This window comes from Stenotrophomonas maltophilia (genome assembly GCF_006974125.1).
Lineage (GTDB): Bacteria > Pseudomonadota > Gammaproteobacteria > Xanthomonadales > Xanthomonadaceae > Stenotrophomonas > Stenotrophomonas maltophilia_O.
On record NZ_CP037858.1, the window covers coordinates 3,728,591 to 3,743,308 of the forward strand.

Genomic DNA, 14,718 nt, shown 5'->3' on the forward strand with positions numbered 1-14,718 from the left:
ACGCGGCATTCGTTTTGTCGCCCCCTCTCCATACAGGTAACCGGCCCGACCATGAGTACGATCCGCAGCATCCACGCCCGTGAAATCCTCGACAGCCGTGGCAACCCCACGCTGGAAGCCGAAGTCATCCTGGAGGACGGTTCGTTCGGTCGTGCCGCGGTTCCCTCTGGCGCCTCGACCGGCACCAAGGAAGCGGTCGAGCTGCGTGACGGCGACAAGACCCGTTACCTGGGCAAGGGCGTGCGCAAGGCCGTCGACAACGTCAACACCACCATTGCCAATGCGCTGAAGGGCTTCGAGGCCACCGACCAGGACGGCCTCGACCGTCGCCTGATCGACCTCGATGGCACCGAGAACAAGGGCCGCCTGGGCGCCAACGCGCTGCTGGGTGTTTCGATGGCCGCCGCGCACGCCGCCGCCGCCTCGAGCAAGCAGGCACTGTGGCAGTACCTGGCCGCCAGGACCGGCGTGACCCCGTCGCTGCCGGTGCCGATGATGAACATCATCAACGGCGGCGCGCACGCCGACAACAACGTCGACTTCCAGGAATTCATGGTGCTGCCGGTGGGCTTCACCTCGTTCTCCGAAGCGCTGCGCGCCGGTACCGAGATCTTCCATTCGCTGAAGTCGGTGCTGAAGGGCCACGGCCTGAGCACGGCGGTGGGCGACGAAGGCGGCTTCGCGCCGGACTTCCGCAGCAACGTCGAAGCGCTCGACACCATCCTCGAAGCGATCGGCAAGGCGGGCTACACCGCCGGTGAAGACGTGCTGCTGGGCCTGGACGTGGCCTCCAGCGAATTCTTCGAGAACGGCAAGTACAACCTGGTCGGCGAGAACAAGCGCCTGACCTCCGAGCAGTTCGTCGACTTCCTCGCCGACTGGGCCGCGCAGTACCCGATCATCACCATTGAAGATGGCCTGGCCGAGAATGACTGGGCGGGCTGGAAGCTGCTGACCGACCGCATCGGCAAGAAGGTGCAGCTGGTCGGCGACGACCTGTTCGTGACCAACCCGAAGATCTTCCAGGAAGGCATCGACTCGGGCACCGCCAATGCGATCCTGATCAAGGTCAACCAGATCGGCACCCTGAGCGAAACCCTGGAAGCGATCGCCATGGCCGATCGCGCCGGCTATGCCGCCGTGGTCTCGCACCGTTCGGGCGAAACCGAAGACACCACCATCGCCGACATCGCCGTGGCCACCACCGCCACGCAGATCAAGACCGGCTCGCTGTGCCGCAGCGATCGCGTGGCCAAGTACAACCAGCTGCTGCGCATCGAGGAAGCCCTCGGTGCCGGCGCGCGTTACGCCGGTCGTGACGCGTTCGTTTCGCTGAAGCGCTGAGCCGATGCGCGACTGGCGCTGGATGCTGCTGGTGCTGGCCCTGCTGCTGGGCTGGCTGCAGTACCGCTTCTGGTTCGGTCCGGGAAATTCGGGTGAAGTGATGATGCTCGAAGCCCAGGTCGCCAACCAGGAGCGGGACAATGAGGGCCTGCAGCAGCGCAATGATGCGCTCGCTGCGGAAGTGAAGGACCTCAAGGAAGGCCAGTCCGCCATCGAGGAGCGCGCGCGCAGCGAGCTGGGCATGATCAAGCCTGGCGAAAAGTTCTACCGCGTGGTCGAGGATGCGCCGGTCCACCTGGCGCAGCCTGCGGCAGGTGTCAGTGCGGAGGTCGGCGACCACCCGGCGGACGTGCCATGAGTGCGGCGATCTGGGTCGTGGTTCCGGCTGCTGGCCGTGGCACCCGCTTCGGCGCGCCGTTGCCCAAACAGTACCTGCAGGCAGGTGGGCAGATCCTGCTTGCCCATACCCTGGACGCCCTGCTGGCGCACCCGGCCGTGGCCGGGGCGATGGTGGTGATCGGCCAGGACGACGCCGACTGGCCCGGCTGGAACGAGTGGGCGGGCAAGCCGGTGCTGACCTGCATCGGTGGCGCGACCCGTGCCGCTTCGGTGCTGGCTGGCCTGCAGGCGCTGCCGGAGACGGTGCGCGCTGATGAGTTCGTACTGGTCCACGATGCCGCGCGGCCGAACCTGTCGCCGGCCGATCTCGGCCGCCTGCTTGAAGTCGGTCGTACCGATCCGGTCGGGGCGATCCTGGCTGCCCCGGTGCGCGACACGCTCAAGCGTGCGGGCGACGACGGTGGCATCGATGGCACCGAGCCGCGTGAGCGCCTGTGGCGCGCGCTGACACCACAGCTGTTCCGCCGCCACCAGCTCAGCCGCGCGTTGTCCGAAGCCGCGGCCGCCGGTGTCGAAGTCACCGACGAGGCCATGGCCATGGAGCGCCAGGGGCAGCGCCCGCTGCTGGTGGAAGGCAGTGAGGACAACTTCAAGGTCACCACCCCGGCCGATCTGGACCGGTTCGAATTCGTACTTTCCCGCCGCGCCGGCTGACCGTCCGCGCGGCCCTGCTGCAAGGGTTGCATCCATGAGCACCGCACCGTTCCCGCCCGTCCGTATCGGCCAGGGTTACGACGTCCATGCCTTCGGTGAAGGCGATCACATCATGCTCGGCGGCGTGAACGTGCCGCACAGCTGCGGCGTGCTCGCGCACAGCGATGGCGACGTGATCCTGCACGCCCTGTGCGATGCGATGCTCGGCGCGCTGGCGCTGGGCGACATCGGCCAGCATTTCCCGCCGAGTGACGACCGCTGGAAGGGCGCCGACAGCAGCGATTTCGTGCGCCACTGCGACAGCCTGCTGCGCGAGCGCGGCTGGCGCGTCGGCAACACTGACATCACCGTGATCTGCGAGCGGCCGAAGGTTGGCCCGCATGCGCTGGCGATGCGTGAGCGCATCGGTGGCCTGCTGCAGCTGCCGCTGGATGCGGTCAGCGTCAAGGCCACCACCTCGGAAAAGCTGGGTTTCACCGGCCGCGGTGAAGGCATCGCCGCACAGGCGGTCGTGTTGCTGGTGGCGGCATGATTCCGCTGCCGTTGGCGTTTGGCGCGCCGCTGTTGACGGCGCGCATCCGTACCACGCCAGACGATTTCCAGGTCGACGAGCTGCCTGCCTTCGAGGCCACCGGCGAAGGCGAGCACCTGCTGCTGCACATCCGCAAGCGCGGTGCCAATACCGTGCATGTGGCCAAGGTGCTGGCCAAGTGGGCGGGCCTGCCGGAAATGGCGGTGAGCTACGCTGGGATGAAGGATCGCCATGCGGTCACCACCCAACGTTTCAGCGTGCACCTGCCCAAGCGCGTCGCGCCGGACCTGGCCGAGCTGGCCAGTGACGAGATCGAAGTGCTCGAAGCGACCTGGCACAACCGCAAGCTGCAGCGTGGCGCACTGGCCGGCAACCGTTTCAAGCTGGTGCTGCGTGAAGTGCAGGGCGATGCCGCAGCGATCAGCGAACGCCTGCAGCAGATTGCCGGGCGTGGCCTGCCGAACTGGTTCGGCGAGCAGCGCTTTGGCCGCGATGGCGGCAATGTGCCGGCGGCACTGGCGATGTTCGGTGGCCGCCGCATGCGCAAGGATCAGCGTTCGCTGCTGCTGTCAGCGGCTCGTTCGGCGCTGTTCAACCGCGTGCTGGCCGCGCGTGTGGAGCAGGGCAACTGGGATCAGCCGCTGGAGGGTGAAGTGTGGATGCTCGATGGCAGCCGCAGCGTGTTCGGACCCGAGCCGTACACCGACGTGCTGGCCGAGCGCCTGGCACGCTTCGACATCCATCCCAGCGCGCCGCTGTGGGGCGAAGGCGAGCTGCGCAGCAGCGATGCGGCACGCGAGCTGGAGCTGGCCGCGCTGGACGACGACGAGTCGAAGGCGCTGCGGGCCGGCCTGGAAGACGCGCGCCTGAAGCAGGAGCGCCGCGCGCTGCGCCTGCGCCCGGCGCTGCTGCAGCACCAGTGGCTGGCCGATGACGTGCTGGAACTGTCGTTCGCACTTCCGCCGGGCTGCTACGCCACGGCCGTGCTGCACGAGCTCGGCCCGGTCGAGGACGCCTCACAGGCCTGACAGAAAAAGGGGACGGAGGGAATTAAGTCGTTTGTGGCACAAACGACTTAATTCCCTCCGTCCCCTTTTTCATCTGCGTGCCAGCAGCACCAGCATCGCGCCGGTGCCGCCTTGCCCGGTCGGCGCCGAATGGAACGCCAGCACGTCGTTGCGCAGCCGCAGCAGTCGATCGACCAGGTTCTTCAGTACCGGTGCACCGCCATCGGACTGCAAACCCTTGCCATGGATGATGCGCACGCAGCCATAGTCGTGTGCATGCGCTTCCAGCAGGAACTGGCGCAGCAGCGTCTCCGCCTGCGCGGCGGTGGCACCATGCAGGTCCAGCTCGTCCTGCACCGAATACTGGCCACGCTTCAGGCGCTGGAACAGGCGTGGTGGCAGGTTGTCGCGGCGATAGCTGGCCACGTCGCCGGCTTCCAGCGGCGTGCTGTCGCGCAGCAGCCGGGCGAACTCGCCGGCCGCTTCGGCCTCGTCACGTTCGGCCATGCGCGCGCGCGGCTTCGGCCGGGGCGCAGCCGGTGCCGGCTCGGCATCCTTGCGCAGCGGCGTCACTTCGCCGATGGCCGCACGGAACAATGCGGCCGGATCTTCGTCTTCAGGGTGCGACATGCGCACAGGTTAAACCGCCGGCGCAGGTCTGCCTATGACGGTTCGATGTCGGTCGTGACCGCCGGCAGGGTAGGACCGGCGGCTCGCATGCGGCACAATAGATGATGCCCTTGCAGGGTCGACGGCTTCCGCAGGGAGCACGACGGTCCCGCCCACACTGCACGGTGACGGAATCGAATTCTTGGAAAATCAAGCGGTTAAATCGAAGATGCGAATCCTGGTGAGTAACGACGACGGTGTCGACGCCGCAGGCATCCGGATGCTGGCCTCGGTGCTGCGCGAGGCTGGACACGAAGTCACGGTGGTCGCACCCGACCGCGATCGCTCCGGCGCCAGCAACTCGCTGACCCTGGACCTGCCGATCCGCCTCAAGCGCATCGACCATTACACTGTCTCGGTGGCCGGTACGCCCACCGACTGCGTGCACCTGGCGCTGACCGGCCTGCTTGAATTCGAGCCCGACATTGTCGTGTCCGGTATCAACAACGCCGCCAACCTCGGCGATGATGTGATCTATTCCGGCACCGTTTCGGCGGCGATGGAAGGTCGTTTCCTCGGCCTGCCGGCGGTGGCGGTCTCGCTGGTCACCCGCAACCACGATCCGAAACACTTCGAGACCGCCGCGCGCGCTGCGGTGGAGATCGTCGCCCGGCTCAAGGCCGATCCGCTGCCGGCTGACACCATCCTCAACGTCAACGTGCCTGACCTGCCGTGGAGCGAGGTCAAGGGCTTCGAGGTCACCCGCCTCGGCAACCGCCATCGCGCCGAAGGCTGCATCGCGCAGAAGGACCCGCGCGGCAACGAGGTCTACTGGATCGGCCCGGCCGGCCGTGAGCAGGACTCCGGCCCCGGCACCGATTTCCACGCGGTACGCACTGGCCACATCTCGATCACTCCGATCCAGGTCGACCTGACCCGCTACCAGGCCTTGGAAAAGGTGGCCAGCTGGGTCGGCGGCCTCAGTGCCGCGCTGGACCAGCCGGCATGAGCCCACGCCTGCGCCTGCAACCGGAAGCCGTTGGTATCGGCATGACCTCGCAGCGCGTGCGTGACCGGCTGGTCGACCGCCTGCGCGAGGCCGGCATCGTCGACGAGTCGACCTTGAATGCGATCCGGGTGGTGCCACGTCATCTGTTCATCGATGAAGCGCTGGCGTCACGTGCCTACGAAGACACCGCCCTGCCGATCGGCCACGGCCAGACCATCTCACAGCCGTGGGTGGTGGCGCGCATGACCGAGGCCGTGCTGCAGGTCTCGCCGAAGAAGGTGCTGGAAGTCGGTACCGGCTCCGGCTACCAGGCCGCCGTGCTCGGCGCGCTGGGCCTGGAAATCTACACCGTCGAGCGCATCGGCGACCTGCTGCGACAGGCGCGCAAGCGCTTCCGCGCGCTGGGCATGAACATCCGTACCAAGCATGACGACGGCCGCGCCGGCTGGGCCGAGCATGGCCCGTTCGATGCCATCGTGGTCACCGCCGCGGCGCCCGCACTGGTCGATGAACTGGTCGGGCAGCTGGCCGAGGGCGGCCGCCTGGTGGCGCCGGTCGGCGGGCCGGGCGGGCAGTCGCTGGTGCAGCTGGACCGCAAGGCTGACGGCAGCATCGAACAACGCGTGCTGGCGCCGGTCACCTTCGTGCCGCTGCTGTCCGGCATGCTTGACTAATCCACGGAGCAGGGTTGCATGAAGATTTTCGGGCCGCTGTACGAGCGGGCGATGAAGTGGGCGGCGCACGAACGCGCGCCGACCTACCTGACGGTGCTGAGCTTCTTCGAGGCGATCATCTTCCCGGTGATGCCGGAAGTGATGCTGGCGCCGATGTGCGTGGCCCAGCCGAAACGCGGCTGGTGGTTCGCCACCCTCAGCCTGGCCGGCTCGATGGTCGGCGCGCTGGTCGGCTATGCGCTGGGTCATTACGCCTTCGAGGCGATCAAGCCGCTGTTCGAAGCGCTGGGCATGCTGCCGGCGATCGAGCAGGGCATCACCACCGTGCAGGCGAAGATGGCCGAGTCGCCGTGGGCGGTGTTCACCTTCCTGGTGCTGGGCGGCTTCATGCCCATCCCGATGAAGGTCTTCACGTGGGCATCAGGTATCGTCGGTGTACCGATGCCGCAGTATCTGTTGAGCATGCTGATCGGTCGTGGCAAGCGCGTGTTCGTGCTGGCCGCGGTCATCCGTATCGGTGGTGCGCGTGCTGAAGCGGCACTGCGTCGCTGGATTGAACCGCTGGGCTGGATCGCCACCGCGTTGGTGGTGGTGCTGATCGCCTGGCTTGTATGGAGGTCGAAGTTCGCATGAGTCCTGATCGTCTGAGCAAGGGAGTGCGCATCGGCGCGCTGGCGTTGCTGGTTTCCACCCTGGCCGCCTGCGGCACCGCAACCGTGGTCCGCCCGGGCGGCGGCAGCACCGGTGGCGTGACCACGCCGAAGACTTCGGTACCCAAGCCCGGGCAGACCGTGGTCGTGCGCAAGGGCGATACCATCTATGCGCTGGCCCGCATCCACGACATCACCCCGGCCGACCTGATTGCCTGGAACAGCCTGGACAACCCGTCGACCATTCATCCGGGCCAGGTGATCCGGCTGTATCCGGCCGGAGCCAGCGGCGGCCGTGCGCCCACCACGGTGGTCACCCCGCCGCGTCCGGGTAGCAGCAGTGGCGGCAGCACCGCGCCGGCCCCGGCGCCGGTCGGTCCGGTGAAGAGCAACATCGCCTGGCGCTGGCCGGCCGATGGCGCGATCGTTGGCCGCTACGTGGCCGGTGACGCCACCAAGCAGGGCGTTGATATCGCCGGCACCAGCGGCCAGGCGGTGAAAGCCACCGCCAATGGCGTGGTGGTGTACTCCGGTGCCGGCCTGGTCGGCTACGGCGAGCTGATCATCATCAAGCACAGCGACCAGTGGCTGTCGGCCTATGGCCACAACCGCAAGCGCCTGGTGAATGAAGGGCAGAGCGTGAAGGCCGGCGAGCAGATCGCCGAGATGGGCCGTACCGGTGCGAACCGCGACATGGTCCACTTCGAGATTCGCTACAACGGCAAGCCGGTCGACCCGCAGCAGTACCTTCCGGCGCGCTGATCGCCGTTGGAACGGGGAGCGCCGGGCCACGCCCGGCGATCCTGACCTGTAGCGTCGAGCCATGTTCGGCTCGGGTACCGCAGAGGCTCGGTCACTTGCGATCTTGTGTGTCGCAGGCTCACCTTCACGGCGGATGGAATACCCGGCATTCTTGAGCGATCCCATCCGCTCCGGTGCCGCATGTTCCGCTTTGCTTCCGCGCTCGCACTGCTCACCGTCGCGCCGCTGGCCGCAGCAGCCAGCGATCCGCGTGACGTGGTTACCCGTCTCTACGACGCGGTCCAGGCGCCGGCTTCGAACGAAACGGCCATTCCGTCACTGCTGGGCGATGCCCTGCGCTCAGCCGTCGACGCGCAGCGCGCTTACGAGCGGACCTGTGCCGCGTTGGCCGCGCACGACGAGAAGCCGCATATGCTCGACCAGAGTCCGTATCTGCTGGCGCCGGATCGACCGGAAACGATATCTGTAGGAATGCCCGGATCGAGCGGTGACGTCACCTGGATCCGCGTCGACATGGCCGTGGGCGACTATCGTTGGACCGACCGGGTCCTGCTGCAGCGGCAGGACCGGGACTGGAAGGTCATGGATATCCGCTGGGGGCAGGGCGGCAACCTGATTGGCCGGCTCAAGGCGTTCTCGGCCTTCCGCTGCACATCTTCGGGCAGCTAGCGCCGGGAGGCACCCGGCGACTCGACCTCAGCCTTCCAGAATGAAAGCAGCCGCGACCTTGCGGCCTTCGCCGGCCAGGATGTTGAAGGTGCGTGCGGCGGCCGGGTTGTTCATCACTTCCAGGCCGATCCCGCGCGACAGGCAGGCGGCCATCACCACCGCTGGCGGGAACACCTGGCGATCACCGGTACCGAGCACGATCAGCGCCGGGTTCAGCGCCAGGATCGGCTCCAGGTCCGCCAGCTGCAGCGCGGCGGCACTCGCCACCGGCCAGTGCGTGACCAGCTGGTCCGGGGTCAGGAAGAAACTGCTGCCCAGCACCTGGTCATTCACCTTGGCCGAGCGGCCATCGGCGGCGCGCAGGCTGTAGGCGTAATCCGGCGGTTCGTGGTTCAGCTGCATGGCAGTGGGGCGATCAGCCGCGCGGCAGCACGATCTGGCGCTGTTCCTTGCTCGGGCGGTACAGCACGGCGACGTGGCCGATGCGCTGCACCAGCGCGCTCTCGGTGGCTTCGACGATCTCGCCGATCATCACGTCACGGGCGTCGCGGTCTTCGGCAGCGACCTTCACCTTGACCAGCTCGTGGCGCTCCAGCACTTCGTTCAGCTCAGCGATGAAGGCCGGGGTCACGCCCTTGCCGCCGGTCTGCAGCAGGGCCTTCAGGTCGTGGGCTTGGCCGCGCAGGAAACGGGTCTGGGAGGCGGTCAGGGCGATGGACATGCAGGAAAACACGGTTGAATGGGGCGATCAGGGTATCATGAGGACCCCATCAGCCCCTATTTTCAATGGCTACCCGCAGCAAAAGCAGCCAGCGCTGGCTCAAGGAACACTTCTCCGACCCCTTCGTGAAGAAGGCCCAGGCCGAAGGCATGCGCTCGCGCGCCGCCTACAAGCTCGAAGAGCTGCTTGAACGTGACCGGTTGCTGAAGCCGCACATGGTGGTGGTCGACCTCGGTGCGGCCCCGGGCGGTTGGTCTCAGCAGGTGCGGAGACAGATCGGCGACACCGGTCGCGTGCTGGCCCTGGACATCCTCGACATGCCGCCGCTGGCCGGCGTGGAGTTCCTTCATGGTGACTTCAGGGAAGAAGCCGTCCTATCGCAGTTTGAAGCCATGCTCGGGGATCAGCCGGTAGACCTTGTGCTGTCGGACATGGCCCCCAATAAGAGTGGTGTGGGCGCGGTTGACCAGCCGCGGATGATGCACCTGGCAGAGCTGGCCCTGGATTTTGCCGACAACCACCTGAAGACCGGTGGGGCATTCCTGATCAAGCTGTTCCAGGGTGAAGGCTTTGACGACTACGTGCGCGACATGCGCCGCCGGTACGACAAGGTCTCCATCCGCAAGCCGGAAGCGTCGCGCAAGCGCTCTCCCGAGGTGTATGCCTTGGGTCAGGGAAAACGCGCCCACATGAAGTAAGCTCGCAACGTACGCAAGTTCGACCCCAACGCAACGCCAGCACTGAGAGGAACACCGGAGCCAATGAGGATGAACGACTTGACCAAGAACCTCCTGCTATGGGTGGTCGTCGCCGTCGTGCTGATGGTGGTCTTCCAGAGCTTCTCGCCGAAGTCCTCCGGGGCCGGCGCGCAGGGCGCGTCGTACTCGCAGTTCCTGGACCAGGTGGACAGCGGCAACGTGCAGAAGGTCGCCTTCGGCGGCGACATGCGCGGCGGCACCAGCCAGCTGACCTACACCACCCGCGGTGGGCAGTCGTCCACCATCACCGCGCCGTTCGATCGTGACCTGATCAACGTGCTGCGTACCAAGAACGTGGAAATCGTGCAGGAGGAGCCGTCCAGCGGCATTTCCCTCGGCGCGATCCTGATGAATTTCCTGCCGGTCATCCTGATCATCGGCTTCTGGTTGTTCATCATGCGCCAGATGCAGGGCGGTGGCGGCGGTGCCAAGGGCGCGATGTCCTTCGGCAAGTCGCGCGCCAAGCTGCAGGGCGAGGACCAGATCAAGGTCACCTTCGCCGACGTCGCCGGTTGTGACGAGGCCAAGGAAGAAGTGGGCGAACTGGTCGACTTCCTGCGCGACCCGTCCAAGTTCACCAAGCTGGGCGGCAAGATTCCGCGCGGCGTGCTGATGGTGGGCCCGCCGGGTACCGGCAAGACGCTGCTGGCCAAGGCCATCGCGGGCGAAGCCAAGGTGCCGTTCTTCTCGATCTCCGGTTCGGACTTCGTGGAAATGTTCGTCGGCGTCGGCGCCAGCCGCGTGCGTGACATGTTCGAGCAGGCCAAGAAGCACGCGCCGTGCATCATCTTCATCGACGAAATCGACGCCGTCGGCCGCCACCGTGGCGCCGGCCTGGGCGGCGGTCACGACGAGCGCGAGCAGACCCTGAACCAGCTGCTGGTCGAGATGGACGGTTTTGAAGGTGGCGAAGGCGTGATCGTGATCGCCGCGACCAACCGTCCGGACGTGCTGGACCCGGCGCTGCTGCGTCCGGGCCGTTTCGACCGCCAGGTCGTGGTCGGCCTGCCGGACGTGAAGGGCCGCGAGCACATCCTGAAGGTGCACATGCGCAAGCTGCCGTTGGCCGACGACGTCGAGCCGATGGTGATCGCGCGTGGTACCCCGGGCTTCTCTGGTGCCGACCTGGCCAACCTCTGCAACGAGGCTGCCCTGTTCGCTGCACGTGGCAACGAGAAGGAAGTCCGCATGGACCACTTCGACCGTGCCCGCGACAAGATCCTGATGGGTGCCGAGCGCCGCTCGATGGCCATGAGCGAGGAGGAGAAGACCCTCACCGCCTACCACGAAGCCGGCCACGCCATCGTTGGTCGTCTGGTGCCCGAGCATGATCCGGTCTACAAGGTCACCATCATCCCGCGCGGCCGTGCGCTGGGTGTGACCATGTACCTGCCGGAAGGCGACAAGTACTCGATGAACCGCGTGGCGATCAAGTCGCAGCTGTGCTCGCTGTACGGTGGTCGTGTGGCCGAGGAGCTGATCTTCGGTGCCGACAAGGTCACCACCGGTGCCTCCAACGACATCGAACGCGCTACCAAGATGGCCCGCAACATGGTCACCAAGTGGGGTCTGTCCGACCAGCTCGGCCCGATCGCCTATGGCGAAGAGGACGACGAGGTGTTCCTGGGCCGTTCGGTCACGCAGCACAAGAGCGTGTCCAACGACACCGCGCGCCGCATTGACGAGGAAGTTCGCAACATCCTCGACGAGGCCTATGCGCGTACCACCGAGCTGATGACCGCCAACCTGGACAAGCTGCACGCGATGTCCCAGCTGCTGCTGCAGTACGAGACCATCGATGCGCCGCAGATCGACGCCATCATGGAAGGTCGCGATCCGCCGCCGCCGGCCGGCTGGAACAAGTCGAACAAGGATGGTGGCGACGACAAGGGCGGCGACGCCCGTCCGCTGCCGCCGATCGCAGGCCCGGCCGAATCGCACTGACGGCCCGTTGTACGTGACACCAGACGAGGCCGGGGCAACCCGGCTTCGTCGTTTCCGGGCCACTGGCCCATTCCGAAGAACTGATCTGACGCTGGAGCCCGCATGTCCGCCCCGAAGCCCGAACCGATTTCCCACACCGTCGAAATGGTCATCGCCACCGTGGTCGGCGTGGGTGTAGGCCTGGGAGCCGACAACCTGCTGCTGGGCTGCGTGGTGGGTATCGGTGTCGGCATCGTGCTGAGCATCGCCAAGACCCTGTACGTGGACCGCAAGCGCCGCCGCCGTTGAGGGGTGGCGGCAGGGCTGCGCCCTGCACCCGTGGTAGTGCCGGCCGCTGGCCGGCAACCTCAGCAGCAACAGCAACAGCAACAGCGACACCGCCCCACCTCTGACAGATTTCTGCTGCTGTTGGTAGGTGTCGACCTTGGTCGACACGGCAGATCCACGCCATGCGTGGATGCATTTCGATTCCAATTCGAAATATTCGATTCCGATGGAGATTCATCCACGCATGGCGTGGATCTACTGCAGATCGCGGAGATCTGTCGAAGGCGGGGTGGGTCCGGTTGCGGGGGCGTGAGCCGCATGGATGCGGCGACCGAGCCTAAATGGACGTATTTACGGCGTCCCCCGCAACTGGACCTACCCCGCCATCCCACAGAAAACCCGCTGTTGCTGTTGCTCTGGCCTCTGCGGGTGCAGGGCGCCGCCCTGCCGAACTAAACTACCCGCCGTTGTCCCTGCAGGATTGCCCATGTTCGACACCTCGCCCCAGCTCGATTGCGCCGGCCGCATCCTGCGCCTCGACCGTGCCCGGGTCATGGGCATCGTCAACGTCACCCCGGACTCGTTCTCCGATGGCGGCGCGCACGACACCACCGATGCGGCCGTCGCTCACGGCCTGAAGCTGGTGGAGGAGGGCGCCGACCTGCTCGATATCGGCGGCGAATCCACCCGCCCGGGCGCCGCGCCGGTATCGGTGGAGGATGAGCTGCGCCGGGTGATTCCGGTGATCGAGCAACTGGCGGCCCGCACCCAGGTGCCGATCAGCATCGACACCTTCAAGCCGGAGGTGATGCGCGCGGCGGTGGACGCTGGCGCCGGCATGATCAACGACATCTTCGGCCTGCGTCAGGACGGGGCGTTGGACGCCGCCGCTGCAACCGGCGTGCCGGTGGTGCTGATGCACATGCAGGGCGAGCCGGGCCATATGCAGGTCGACCCGCACTACGACGACGTGGTTGCCGAGGTGCATGGCTTCCTGGTGCAGCGCCTGTTCGCCGCCGAGATGGCGGGCATCGCCAAGAAGAACCTGCTTGTCGATCTCGGCTTCGGCTTCGGCAAGACCACCGCGCACAACATGACCCTGCTGGCGCGCTCCGAGCGCTTCCTGGAATTGGGCGTGCCGGTGCTGGCCGGCCTGTCGCGCAAGCGCAGCCTGGGCGAACTGACCGGCCGCGACACGCCGTCCGAGCGGGTCGCGGCTTCGGTGGCCGCACACCTGATCGCGGTCCAGCGCGGTGCGCGCATCGTGCGCGTGCATGACGTGGCGGCCACCGTCGATGCGCTGAAGATCTGGCAGGCGGTGGAAGCCGTGCCGACGCCGCGTGCCGACGCCACGCCGACGATCCGCTGGCCGGACGAAGACTGATGGGCATCGACCGGCGGCCACTGGCGATCGCCGTGATGGGGCCGACCGCCAGTGGCAAGACTGCCACCGCGATCGCCCTGGCACAGCAGCTGGATGGCGAAATCGTCAGTGTCGATTCCGCGCTGGTCTACCGCCACCTGGATATCGGTTCGGCCAAGCCTGATGCGGCCGAGCGTGCGCAGGCGCCGCACCATCTGCTGGACCTGCGCGATCCCTGGCAGACCTACTCGGCGGCTGAGTTCGCCGCCGATGCCGGCCGGGTCGTGGCGGAGATCGTGGCGCGTGGCAAAACGCCGATCTTCGCAGGTGGCACGGGGCTGTACTTCCGGGCCCTGCTGCAGGGCCTGTCGCCGATGCCGGAGGCCGATCCGGTGATGCGCGAAGCGCTCAGCGCCGAAGCCGCCGAACGCGGTTGGGCAGCACTGCATGCGGAGCTGGCGGAGGTCGATCCGGCTGCCGCGGCGCGGATCCATGCCACCGACCCGCAGCGCATCCAACGGGCCCTGGAGGTCTATCGCCTCACCGGCACCCCCATCTCTGAATGGCAGCGCCGGCCGGGTGTGGCGCCGTTGCCGGTGCGCACCCTGAAGCTGATCCTGGCCCCACGTGACCGCGCGGTGCTGCACCAGCGTATCGAAGCGCGCTTCGACGCCATGCTGGCGCAGGGCTTTCTCGACGAGGTGCGGGCGTTGCGCGCGATGCCGGAAATGGCCGCCGTGACGGCGCCGCTGGACCTGCCGGCGGTGCGCGCGGTCGGCTACCGCCAGGCCTGGGAGTACCTGGACGGGGAGGGCGATGCCGCCCGTTTCCGTGACAAAGCGATCTTCGCCACCCGCCAGCTTGCCAAGCGCCAGCTGACCTGGCTGCGCGGCGAGCTTGATGCGCGCTGGTTCGACCCCCATGTCGATGGGGAGCGCCTGGCCAGCGCGGTGTCGACCTTCGTCGCACGCTGAACCCCCGCCAGCCGTGTAACATCATCGGTCGGCGGGCGGCTCGGGGGCCGTGGCAACCGCCGGCAACCCAATAAGAACAATAATCAGGAGTGTGCAATGTCCAAGGGGCAATCACTGCAGGATCCTTTCTTGAACGCACTGCGGCGCGAACGCGTGCCGGTTTCGGTGTACCTGGTGAACGGCATCAAGCTGCAGGGCACGATCGAATCGTTCGACCAGTTCGTGGTCCTGCTGCGCAACACGGTCAGTCAGATGGTCTACAAGCACGCCATTTCCACGGTCGTCCCGGCACGCAACGTGAAAGTCGGTCCGGGCGGTGGTTACGTGCAGTCGGGTGAAGGTGGTCAGGCAGGTGATGAAGCAGACGAGTAAGACCGGAGCG

Annotated in this window: 19 protein-coding genes; 16 read left to right on the top strand and 3 right to left on the bottom strand. The window is 66.8% G+C overall.

The annotated features are described in order from the left end of the window. Nucleotides 1-51: 51 nt before the first annotated feature. The 5 genes from eno to truD are packed head-to-tail and all read left to right on the top strand — an operon-like array spanning nt 52 to nt 3,957. A complete protein-coding gene (gene eno, locus EZ304_RS17180; protein ID WP_099551453.1) occupies nt 52-1,344 on the top strand; it encodes a phosphopyruvate hydratase in 1,293 nt (430 codons plus the stop codon). Between the two features lie 4 nt (nt 1,345-1,348). Next, the gene (gene ftsB / locus EZ304_RS17185; protein ID WP_134528797.1) at nt 1,349-1,702 is read left to right on the top strand and encodes a cell division protein FtsB; all 354 of its coding nucleotides are present in this window, start codon (nt 1,349-1,351) and stop codon (nt 1,700-1,702) included. Further along, complete coding sequence (ispD, locus tag EZ304_RS17190) at nt 1,699-2,397, top strand: 2-C-methyl-D-erythritol 4-phosphate cytidylyltransferase (protein ID WP_099551451.1); 699 nt, start codon at nt 1,699-1,701, stop codon at nt 2,395-2,397. The genes ftsB and ispD overlap by 4 nt, the downstream gene beginning before the upstream one ends. A gap of 34 nt (nt 2,398-2,431) precedes the next feature. After that, nucleotides 2,432-2,929, top strand: a complete 498-nt coding sequence (ispF, locus tag EZ304_RS17195; RefSeq protein WP_005409005.1) for a 2-C-methyl-D-erythritol 2,4-cyclodiphosphate synthase — start codon at nt 2,432-2,434, stop codon at nt 2,927-2,929. After that, nucleotides 2,926-3,957 carry a tRNA pseudouridine(13) synthase TruD gene (gene truD / locus EZ304_RS17200; protein ID WP_142807691.1) on the top strand — a complete coding sequence of 344 codons (1,032 nt, stop codon included), beginning with the start codon at nt 2,926-2,928 and terminating at the stop codon, nt 3,955-3,957. The genes ispF and truD overlap by 4 nt, the downstream gene beginning before the upstream one ends. Nucleotides 3,958-4,026: 69 nt before the next feature. Here the strand turns inward: truD and EZ304_RS17205 are convergent, their stop codons facing one another. Beyond that, on the bottom strand, nt 4,027-4,566 hold the full coding sequence (locus tag EZ304_RS17205) for a Smr/MutS family protein (RefSeq protein ID WP_049462714.1): 540 nt from the start codon (nt 4,564-4,566) through the stop codon (nt 4,027-4,029). 208 nt (nt 4,567-4,774) lie between these two features. Here EZ304_RS17205 and surE point away from each other — a divergent pair, with 208 nt between their 5' ends. The 5 genes from surE to EZ304_RS17230 all read left to right on the top strand — a co-directional run bounded on the left by surE (nt 4,775) and on the right by EZ304_RS17230 (nt 8,309). Beyond that, complete coding sequence (surE, locus tag EZ304_RS17210) at nt 4,775-5,554, top strand: 5'/3'-nucleotidase SurE (RefSeq protein WP_010485979.1); 780 nt, start codon at nt 4,775-4,777, stop codon at nt 5,552-5,554. Continuing rightward, nucleotides 5,551-6,228, top strand: a complete 678-nt coding sequence (locus EZ304_RS17215; RefSeq protein ID WP_049429575.1) for a protein-L-isoaspartate(D-aspartate) O-methyltransferase — start codon at nt 5,551-5,553, stop codon at nt 6,226-6,228. Before surE ends, EZ304_RS17215 begins: the two co-directional genes overlap by 4 nt. Before the next feature lie 18 nt (nt 6,229-6,246). Continuing rightward, the gene (locus EZ304_RS17220) at nt 6,247-6,861 is read left to right on the top strand and encodes a YqaA family protein (RefSeq protein ID WP_014036746.1); all 615 of its coding nucleotides are present in this window, start codon (nt 6,247-6,249) and stop codon (nt 6,859-6,861) included. Continuing rightward, nucleotides 6,858-7,640, top strand: a complete 783-nt coding sequence (locus EZ304_RS17225) for a peptidoglycan DD-metalloendopeptidase family protein (RefSeq protein ID WP_142807692.1) — start codon at nt 6,858-6,860, stop codon at nt 7,638-7,640. Before EZ304_RS17220 ends, EZ304_RS17225 begins: the two co-directional genes overlap by 4 nt. A 180-nt stretch (nt 7,641-7,820) precedes the next feature. Next, nucleotides 7,821-8,309 carry a hypothetical protein gene (locus tag EZ304_RS17230; protein ID WP_142807693.1) on the top strand — a complete coding sequence of 163 codons (489 nt, stop codon included), beginning with the start codon at nt 7,821-7,823 and terminating at the stop codon, nt 8,307-8,309. A gap of 27 nt (nt 8,310-8,336) precedes the next feature. Here EZ304_RS17230 and EZ304_RS17235 read toward each other — a convergent pair whose 3' ends face one another. Further along, nucleotides 8,337-8,711 carry an Mth938-like domain-containing protein gene (locus tag EZ304_RS17235; RefSeq protein ID WP_099551446.1) on the bottom strand — a complete coding sequence of 125 codons (375 nt, stop codon included), beginning with the start codon at nt 8,709-8,711 and terminating at the stop codon, nt 8,337-8,339. A 13-nt stretch (nt 8,712-8,724) separates the two neighbouring features. Then, the gene (yhbY, locus tag EZ304_RS17240; protein ID WP_004152868.1) at nt 8,725-9,030 is read right to left on the bottom strand and encodes a ribosome assembly RNA-binding protein YhbY; all 306 of its coding nucleotides are present in this window, start codon (nt 9,028-9,030) and stop codon (nt 8,725-8,727) included. 65 nt (nt 9,031-9,095) lie between these two features. Here yhbY and rlmE point away from each other — a divergent pair, with 65 nt between their 5' ends. The 6 genes from rlmE to hfq all read left to right on the top strand — a co-directional run bounded on the left by rlmE (nt 9,096) and on the right by hfq (nt 14,708). Next, nucleotides 9,096-9,728: a 23S rRNA (uridine(2552)-2'-O)-methyltransferase RlmE gene (gene rlmE / locus EZ304_RS17245; RefSeq protein WP_005409014.1), complete on the top strand. Its 633-nt coding sequence runs from the start codon at nt 9,096-9,098 to the stop codon at nt 9,726-9,728. Nucleotides 9,729-9,797: 69 nt separating this feature from the next. After that, nucleotides 9,798-11,732, top strand: coding sequence for an ATP-dependent zinc metalloprotease FtsH (ftsH, locus tag EZ304_RS17250; RefSeq protein WP_049427664.1), 1,935 nt, complete (start codon nt 9,798-9,800; stop codon nt 11,730-11,732). Nucleotides 11,733-11,834: 102 nt separating this feature from the next. Beyond that, nucleotides 11,835-12,020: a hypothetical protein gene (locus EZ304_RS17255; RefSeq protein WP_043034328.1), complete on the top strand. Its 186-nt coding sequence runs from the start codon at nt 11,835-11,837 to the stop codon at nt 12,018-12,020. A gap of 466 nt (nt 12,021-12,486) precedes the next feature. Further along, nucleotides 12,487-13,383 carry a dihydropteroate synthase gene (gene folP, locus EZ304_RS17260; protein WP_142807694.1) on the top strand — a complete coding sequence of 299 codons (897 nt, stop codon included), beginning with the start codon at nt 12,487-12,489 and terminating at the stop codon, nt 13,381-13,383. Beyond that, nucleotides 13,383-14,336 carry a tRNA (adenosine(37)-N6)-dimethylallyltransferase MiaA gene (miaA, locus tag EZ304_RS17265; protein ID WP_099551443.1) on the top strand — a complete coding sequence of 318 codons (954 nt, stop codon included), beginning with the start codon at nt 13,383-13,385 and terminating at the stop codon, nt 14,334-14,336. Before folP ends, miaA begins: the two co-directional genes overlap by 1 nt. A gap of 96 nt (nt 14,337-14,432) precedes the next feature. After that, nucleotides 14,433-14,708 (top strand): RNA chaperone Hfq, encoded by a 276-nt coding sequence (hfq, locus tag EZ304_RS17270; protein WP_004152891.1) that lies wholly within the window; start codon nt 14,433-14,435, stop codon nt 14,706-14,708. Nucleotides 14,709-14,718 lie beyond the last annotated feature (10 nt).

Coding starts and splice junctions, on each gene's coding strand:
- eno (WP_099551453.1), top strand. CDS start 52: ATGAGTACGATCCGCAGCATCCACGCCCGTGAAATCCTCGACAGCCGT.
- ftsB (WP_134528797.1), top strand. CDS start 1,349: ATGCGCGACTGGCGCTGGATGCTGCTGGTGCTGGCCCTGCTGCTGGGC.
- ispD (WP_099551451.1), top strand. CDS start 1,699: ATGAGTGCGGCGATCTGGGTCGTGGTTCCGGCTGCTGGCCGTGGCACC.
- ispF (WP_005409005.1), top strand. CDS start 2,432: ATGAGCACCGCACCGTTCCCGCCCGTCCGTATCGGCCAGGGTTACGAC.
- truD (WP_142807691.1), top strand. CDS start 2,926: ATGATTCCGCTGCCGTTGGCGTTTGGCGCGCCGCTGTTGACGGCGCGC.
- EZ304_RS17205 (WP_049462714.1), bottom strand. CDS start 4,566: ATGTCGCACCCTGAAGACGAAGATCCGGCCGCATTGTTCCGTGCGGCC.
- surE (WP_010485979.1), top strand. CDS start 4,775: ATGCGAATCCTGGTGAGTAACGACGACGGTGTCGACGCCGCAGGCATC.
- EZ304_RS17215 (WP_049429575.1), top strand. CDS start 5,551: ATGAGCCCACGCCTGCGCCTGCAACCGGAAGCCGTTGGTATCGGCATG.
- EZ304_RS17220 (WP_014036746.1), top strand. CDS start 6,247: ATGAAGATTTTCGGGCCGCTGTACGAGCGGGCGATGAAGTGGGCGGCG.
- EZ304_RS17225 (WP_142807692.1), top strand. CDS start 6,858: ATGAGTCCTGATCGTCTGAGCAAGGGAGTGCGCATCGGCGCGCTGGCG.
- EZ304_RS17230 (WP_142807693.1), top strand. CDS start 7,821: ATGTTCCGCTTTGCTTCCGCGCTCGCACTGCTCACCGTCGCGCCGCTG.
- EZ304_RS17235 (WP_099551446.1), bottom strand. CDS start 8,711: ATGCAGCTGAACCACGAACCGCCGGATTACGCCTACAGCCTGCGCGCC.
- yhbY (WP_004152868.1), bottom strand. CDS start 9,030: ATGTCCATCGCCCTGACCGCCTCCCAGACCCGTTTCCTGCGCGGCCAA.
- rlmE (WP_005409014.1), top strand. CDS start 9,096: ATGGCTACCCGCAGCAAAAGCAGCCAGCGCTGGCTCAAGGAACACTTC.
- ftsH (WP_049427664.1), top strand. CDS start 9,798: ATGAACGACTTGACCAAGAACCTCCTGCTATGGGTGGTCGTCGCCGTC.
- EZ304_RS17255 (WP_043034328.1), top strand. CDS start 11,835: ATGTCCGCCCCGAAGCCCGAACCGATTTCCCACACCGTCGAAATGGTC.
- folP (WP_142807694.1), top strand. CDS start 12,487: ATGTTCGACACCTCGCCCCAGCTCGATTGCGCCGGCCGCATCCTGCGC.
- miaA (WP_099551443.1), top strand. CDS start 13,383: ATGGGCATCGACCGGCGGCCACTGGCGATCGCCGTGATGGGGCCGACC.
- hfq (WP_004152891.1), top strand. CDS start 14,433: ATGTCCAAGGGGCAATCACTGCAGGATCCTTTCTTGAACGCACTGCGG.